The 7727-nt window shown below is 72.1% G+C and carries 1 protein-coding gene; it reads right to left on the reverse strand.

All coding sequences use genetic code 11. From position 1 onward, the window contains the following. Positions 1 to 7727: SDR family NAD(P)-dependent oxidoreductase (locus ACH4UM_RS41420; RefSeq protein ID WP_398191748.1), on the reverse strand; the 7727-nt coding region annotated here is incomplete at both ends.

Consider the following 7727-nt stretch of genomic DNA (forward strand, 5'->3'; position numbering starts at 1 on the left):
AGCGACGACGAGCACGCCGTGTCCACCGTGACCGCCGGGCCCTCAAGGCCGAACGTGTAGGAGACGCGGCCCGAGGCGACGCTGCCCGCGCTGCCGTTGACGAGGTAGCCCTCAAGCCCCGCTGGAGAGGTGCGCACCCGCCCGCCGTAGTCGTGGTACATCACCCCGGCGAACACTCCGGTCCGGCTGCCGCGCACCGAGGCCGGGTCGATCCCCGCCCGCTCGAACGCCTCCCAAGACGTCTCCAGCAGCAGCCGCTGCTGCGGGTCCATCGCCAGCGCCTCACGCGGCGAGATCCCGAAGAACTCCGCGTCGAAATCGGCCGCTTCGTGCAGGAAGCCGCCTTCGCGGGTGTAGCTGGTGCCCCACTGGTCGGGGTCGGGGTCGTAGAGGTTCTCCACGTCCCAGCCCCGGTCCTCGGGGAACCCGGAAATCGCGTCACGGCCGTCGAACACCAACTGCCACAAGTCCTCGGGCGACCGCACACCACCGGGGTACCGGCAGGCCATCCCCACGATCGCGATCGGCTCGTCCGCCGCGACGGCGACCGTGGAGGCGGTGGCCACCGGTGTCTGGTCGGTACCCGTGGCCTCGGTGGTGAGGTGGCGGGCGAGGGCGAGCGGGCTCGGGTAGTCGAAGATCAGCGTGGCGGGCAGCCGCAGGCCGACGGCCTCGTTCAGTCGGTTGCGCAGTTCGACGGCAGTCAGCGAGTCGAAGCCGATGTCCTTGAACGAGTCGTCCGCGCCGAGCGATTGAACGTCGGCGTGCCCGAGCACGGCGGCCACCTCGGTACGCACCAGGTCCAGCACCGTCTGCTCGCGCTCGGCCTCGGGCAGCCCGGCCAGCCGCTGTCCCAGGGAGGACCAGGCCGCCTTGGCCGCCGCTGCGGTGCGCCGGGCCGGGGCGACCCGGACCAGGCCGCGCAGTACGGACGGTACGGGCTGCCCCTGTCCGTCCCGGAAGGCGGAGGTGTCGAGCCGGATCGGGACGACGGTCGCGCGCCCGGAGGCGAGGCCCACGTCGAACATCCGCAGGCCTTCGGCCGTCGGGATCGCGGCCAGACCCATGCGCTTGATGCGTGTGAGATCGGTGTGGTCGAGGCTGCCGGTCATCGCGCTGTCGCTGTCCTGCGCCCACAGGCCCCAGGCCAGCGAAGTGGCGGGCAGCCCTCGCTCCCGGCGGTGCTCGGCGAGGGCGTCCAGGAAGGTGTTGGCGGCGGCGTAGTTGCCCTGGCCCGGCGTGCCGAGGACGCCCGCCACCGAGGAGAAGAGCACGAACGCGGACAGTTCACCGGCAAGTTCGTGCAGGTTCAGCGCCGCGTCGACCTTTGGACGGAACACGTCGTCCAGTCGCTGGGGCGTCAGCGCGCCGACGACTCCGTCGTCCAGGACGCCCGCCGTGTGGACGACTGCGGACATCCGTCGGCCGGCGAGGAGTTCACGGACAGCATCGCGGTCGGCCATGTCGCAGGCGGCCCAGGTGACGTCGGCGCCCTGCGTGCTCAGCTCGGCAGCGAGTTCGGCAGCACCGGGCGCTTGCCCGCCCCGGCGGCTGACCAGGAGCAGGCTGCGCACGCCGTGCCGAGCGACGAGGTGCCGGGCGACGAGCCGTCCCAGCCCGCCCGAGGCACCGGTCAACAGCACGGTGCCGGAACCGAGCTCGGGAAGCTCCGGTTCCGTGTCCGGCACGGCGATACGGGCCAGTCGCGGCACCCGGACCTCGCCCCCGCGCACCTCGGCCTGCGGCTCACCGGAGGCAAGCAGGCCGGGCAGCAGCCCGACGGGGTCGGCGCTCCCGTCGGCTTCGACGAGCACGAAACGGCCCGGGTTCTCGCTCTGCGCCGAGCGCAACAGCCCGTGCGCTGCCGACTGGTTCAGGTCTCCCGTGCGCGTCACCAGCACGAGACGCGACGGACGATCCTCGGCCAGCCACCACTGCACCAGTTCCAGCACGGAGTTGGCGACCTCGTGAACCCGGGCGGCGGTGTCCGCGCCGGTTCCCGTCGGGCACGGCACGACCACGGCATCGGCGTCCGGCACCGGGTCCGCGGCCCGCAGTGCTGCGATGTCCTCGTACGTCTCGATCCTGGTGCCGTCCGCGGCGGACGGCAGGGCGAGCGGCGTCCGCTCCAGGCCGAACAGTGAGCCGCCGTCCCCGGAACCGCCGCGCAACTGCCCGGCGGAGACCGGGCGCAAAGTCAGCGACTCGATGCGCGCGACCGGCTCTCCGGTGCCGTCGGCCAGTACCAGCGAGACCGTGGTGGTGCCCGTGCGGGAAACCTTCACCCGCAGGGTGGCAGCCCCGGTGGCGGTCAGGCGTACGCCGCTCCAGGCGAACGGCAGCAGCCCGTGCCCGGTCCCGGCCTCGGGTTCGACAGCGCCCAGCCACACGGTGTGCAGGGCCGCGTCGAACAGCGCGGGGTGCAGTCCGTACGCGCCCGCGCCCGCACGCTCCGCCCCGGACAGTTCCACCTCGGCGAAGAAGTCGTCTCCGCTGCGCCACGCGGCACGTAGCCCCTGAAAGGCGGGGCCGTAGTCGAGTGCCATGCCCTCGAGTCGCTCGTAGACGCCATCGACGTCGACCGGCTCCGCGCCCGCGGGCGGCCACGTGGCGAGCGAGTCGTCCACCGGGCCCGTGGCGACGGACAGCGAGCCGGAGGCGTTCCGCACCCAGGTCCGTTCGGCCTCGTACGCGTCCCCGTCGTCGATCCGCGAGTGCACGGTCAGCGGCCTGCGGCCCGAGTCGTCGGCGGCGCCGACACCTATCTGCAGGGCGATGCCTCCGCGCTCGGGCACGCGCAGCGGCGCCTCCAGCGTCAGCTCCTCCAGCAGGTCACAGCCCACGGCGTCGGCCGCGGTGAGGGCCAGCTCGACGAACGCGGTACCCGGCAGCAGGACGACCCCGTTCACGGCGTGATCCGCCAGCCACGGGTGCGTGTGCAACGAGAGTCGGCCGGTGAGCAGTTGCCCGTCGCCGTCGGCCAGCGACACGGCGGCACCGAGCAGGGGGTGTCCGGCCTCGCCCTGGCCCACGGCACGCATGTCGCCGACCGAGGCGATGCCGTCGAGCCAGTAGCGTTCACGCTGGAAGGGGTAGGTGGGCAGGTCGACGGTCCGCGCGCCGGGGAAGAACGCGTGCCAGTCCGGGGAAACTCCATGTACGTGGAGCTGCCCGACCGCGGTCACGACTGCCTGCGGCTCGGCGCGGTCGGCACGCAGCACCGGCACGGTGACGGCGTCCTCCAGACAGCCCTGGGCGAGCGCGCTGAGCACACCGCCGGGGCCGATCTCCACGAAGGTGGTCACACCCGACTCGTGCAGGGTCCGCACGCCGTCGGCGAACCGGACCGCCTCACGGACGTGACTCACCCAGTACTCGGCCGTGCAAGACTTCTCCCGACGCCCCGTCAGCATCGAAACCAGGGGAATCGTCGGCTCGTTGAAGGCCAGCCCGCGGACGACCGCGCGGAACTCCTCCAGCATCGGCTCCATCAACGGCGAGTGGAAGGCGTGGCTGACCCTCAGCCGGGACGTCCTACGACCCTGCCGAGCAAACGCTTCCGCGATCGCCAGCACAGCCTCCTCAACCCCGGAAACCACCACCGACTCAGGACCATTGACCGCCGCGACACCCACCCCACCGGTGAGATACGGCAACACCTCCTCCTCGCCGGCCTGCACCGCCACCATCGCCCCACCGACAGGCAACGCCTGCATCAGCCGGGCACGGGCCGAGACCAGCTTCGCCGCATCCTCCAACGACAGCACCCCGGCCACATACGCAGCCGCGACCTCACCCACCGAATGACCCGCCACATAGTCCGGCCGAATCCCCCACGATTCCAGCAACCGGAACAACGCCACCTCGATCGCGAACAACGCCGGCTGCGCACACCCAGTCTCATGCAACCCCTCCGCACCGACATCGACCGGCGCCTCCAGCACCGCACACACCTCGTCGAAGGCTTCGGCGAACACCGGGAACGCCGCATACAGCTCCCGGCCCATCCCCAGACGCTGCGAACCCTGACCCGAGAACAGGAAACCCACCTTGCCCCCGGCCTGCGCACGCCCGCTCACCACGGTCCCCGCCGGCTCACCGGCCACGAGCGCGGCCAGTCCCGCGCGCAGTTCGTCCGCGTCGGAGCCGACCACGGCGGCCCGGTGCTCCAGCCCCGACCGGGTGACAGCGAGCGAGAAGCCGCTGTCCAGCAGCGGTACTTCGCCACTCGCGTACTCCAGCAGGCGCTCCGCCTGGGCCCGCAGCGCTGCCTCGCTCTTCGCCGAGAGCACCCACGGCACGACCGCCCCCGGGTCCGGTGTCGGAGCGGGCGCCGGCACAGTCGGCGCCGCCTCGATGATCGTGTGCGCGTTGGTACCGCTGATACCGAACGAGGACACCGCCGCGCGGCGCAGCAGGTCGCCCGAGGGCCACGCCACGGCCTCGGTGAGCAGCCGCACCGCTCCCGTCGACCAGTCCACGTGCGGCGTGGGCTCATCGACATGCAGCGTCTTCGGCAGCACGCCATGACGCATCGCCATGACCATCTTGATGACGCCGGCCACGCCTGCGGCGGCCTGGGTGTGGCCGATGTTCGACTTGACCGACCCGATCCACAACGGCCGTTCTTCCGTATGTTCCCGGCCGTACGTCGCGAGCAGCGCCTGCGCCTCGATCGGGTCACCCAGCCTGGTGCCCGTACCGTGCGCCTCCACCACATCCACATCCGCCGGCGACAACCCGGCGCACTCCAGCGCCTGCCGGATCACCCGCTGCTGCGAAGGCCCGTTCGGCGCCGTCAAACCGTTCGACGCACCGTCCTGATTGACCGCCGTACCACGCACCACGGCGAGGATCCGGTGCCCGTTGCGCTCAGCGTCGCTGAGCCGCTCGACCAGCAGCATGCCGACGCCCTCGCCCCAGCCGGTGCCGTCCGCGCCGGCGGCGAACGCCTTGCACCGGCCGTCCGGCGACAGCCCCCGCTGCCGGCTGAACTCCACGAACATGTCCGGCGTGGTCATCACGGTAACGCCGCCGACCAGGGCCATCGAGCACTCGCCGCTCCGGATGGCCTGAGCCGCCAGATGCAGCGCGACCAGCGACGACGAGCACGCCGTGTCCACCGTGACCGCCGGGCCCTCAAGGCCGAACGTGTAGGAGATGCGGCCGGAGACCACCGAGGCCGCCTTGCCGGTCAGGGCGTAACCCTCGATCTCCTCGGGTGCGTTGCGCAGCACGTTGGCGTAGTCCTGGCCGTTCGTTCCGATGAAGACACCGGTCCGGTCGGCGCGTACGGACGAGGGGGCGATGCCCGCGCGCTCGAACGCTTCCCACGCGGTCTCCAGCAGCAGCCGCTGCTGCGGGTCCATCGCCAGCGCCTCACGCGGCGAGATCCCGAACACAGCGGCGTCGAATCGGTCGGCGCCCTGGACGAAGCCGCCCTCGCACGCGTACGTCCGGCCGTGCCGGTCGGGGTCCGGGTCGTAGAGGGAGTCGATGTCCCAGCCGCGGTCGGTGGGGAACCCGGACACCGCGTCACGGCCGTCCCGCAGCAGCTCCCACAGATCCTCCGGCGACTGGACGCCGCCGGGGAAACGGCAGCTCATCGCCACGATCGCGAGCGGCTCGTCGTTCGCGACGGCCGTGACCCGGGCGGCGTCCGGCTCCGTCCCGTGCCGGCCGAGGAGTTCGTCGCCCAGATGACGCGCGAGAGCCGTGGGGGTGGGGTGGTCGTACACCAGCGTGGCCGACAGCTTGAGACCGGTGGCCGCGTTGAGTCTGTGACGCAGTTCGACTGCGGTGAGCGAGTCGAACCCGGTCTCGCGGAACGTCCGGTCGGCCTCGAAGGCGGCCTTGCCGGTGTGACGGAGCACGATGGCGGCCTGCTCGCGAACCAGGTTCATCAGGATGCGGTCCTGATCGTCCGGCGCAGCCGCCCGCAGGCTCTGCACCAGCGCGGACGCGGGGACCTCGGCGGACTGCTCGGCCTGGTCCCGTGCTTCGAGAACCTTACGGGCCTCGGGCACCCCGTGCAGCAACGGGCAGGGACGCGTGGCGGCGAAGGCCCGGACGAAGCGGTCCCAGTCCACGTCCGCGACGGTCACGCACGTTTCCCCGAGCGTCAGCGCGTTGTGCAGCACGGAGATCGACGGAAGGGCCGCGACCGCCCGGATGCCGCGCCGTCGCAGGTGTTCTCCGGCCGCGCCGTCGGCCATGCCGCCGTCCGCCCACGGCCCCCACGCGACGGCCAATGCGGGCAGTCCCTGGGCACGGCGCTGCTCTGCGAGGGCGTCGAGAAATGCGTTCGCGGCCGCGTAGGCGCCCTGACCGCCGTTGCCCCAGACACCGGTCATCGACGAGAACATCACGAAGGCGTCGAGGTCCTGACGGTCCCGCGTGAGTTCGTGCAGGTGGAGCGCGGCGTCCACCTTGGGGCGCAGCACATTGTGCAGCGACTCGGACGTGAGCGATTCGACCAGGCCGTCGTCGAGTACGCCCGCGGTGTGGACCACGGCGTTGACCGTGTGCTGGTCGAAAAGGGCCGAGAGCGCGGTCCGGTCGGCCGCGTCGCAAGCGGCGACGGTGACCCGGGCACCCAGCGCCCTCAGCTCCTCCTTGAGTTCGACGGCGCCCGGAGCGTCGAGGCCCCGGCGGCTGGTGAGCAGCAGGTGTTCGACTCCGACGGCCGCGAGCCAGCGGGCGACGTGACCGCCGAGCGCGCCCGTACCGCCGGTCACGAGGACGGTGCCGCGCGGCGACCAGAGTGTGTCCGGCAGAGCCGTGCTCTGCGGTGCGCGCACCAGGCGACGCACGGATACACCCGTGGCGCGGACGGCGAGTTGGTCCTCGTCGGCCTGGGTCAGCAGGCCGGCCAGCCGCCGCACCGAACGGGGGTCGGGTGCGTCGGGCAGGTCGACGAGTCCGCCCCATCGCTGCGGCTGCTCCAGGGCGACGACCCGCCCCAGACCCCAGAGCTGCGCGGACGCGGGGTCGGTGAGCATGTCCGAGGCGCCGGTGGACACCGCGCCGCTGGTCACACACCACAGCGGGGCCTCGATGCCGGCGTCGCCGAGGGCCTGTACGAGCAGGACGAGCCGCTGGAGCGCGTCCGCCCCCGCCGCGGCGAACACGATGCCTTCGGCCTGCGTCCCGGCGTCGGCGAGGATCCGGGTCAACGACTGACGGTCGGTGCCCTCACTCAGAGCCAGCGGGACGAGATCGATGCCGAGGTCCGCAAGTCCGGTCTGGATCGCCGACGTCCACTCGGTCTCCTCGGACACCGGGCAGAGCCAGGTCCCCGAAGGAACGGCACCGATGTCGCCGTACGACTGCCAGGTGATCCGGTAACGCCAGCGGTCGGAAGTGGACTGCTCACGCCGCTGCCGACGCCAGCCGGACAGTCGGGGGGCGACCACCTCCAATTCGGCCGGCGACAGCCCCAGGAGAGCGCCGAGGGAGTCGTGGTCCTCCCTCTCTACGAGGTCCCAGAACTCGGTGTCCATGACGTCGGCCGTACCGGGGGCTGCCGCCTGGGAGGCGTCGAGCCAGTAGCGCTCGTGCTGGAAGGCGTAGGTGGGCAGGTCGACGCGGTGGGCGCCGGGGTAGAGCGCGTGCCAGTCGGGGGATACGCCGTGCACGTGCAGTTCGGCGAGCGCGGTGACGACTGCCTGCGGCTCGGCGCGGTCGGCACGCAGCACCGGCACGGTGACGGCGTCCTCCAGACAGCC

Origin of the sequence: Streptomyces sp. NPDC020801, from assembly GCF_044334385.1 — a bacterium.
Classification (GTDB): Bacteria; Actinomycetota; Actinomycetes; order Streptomycetales; family Streptomycetaceae; genus Streptomyces.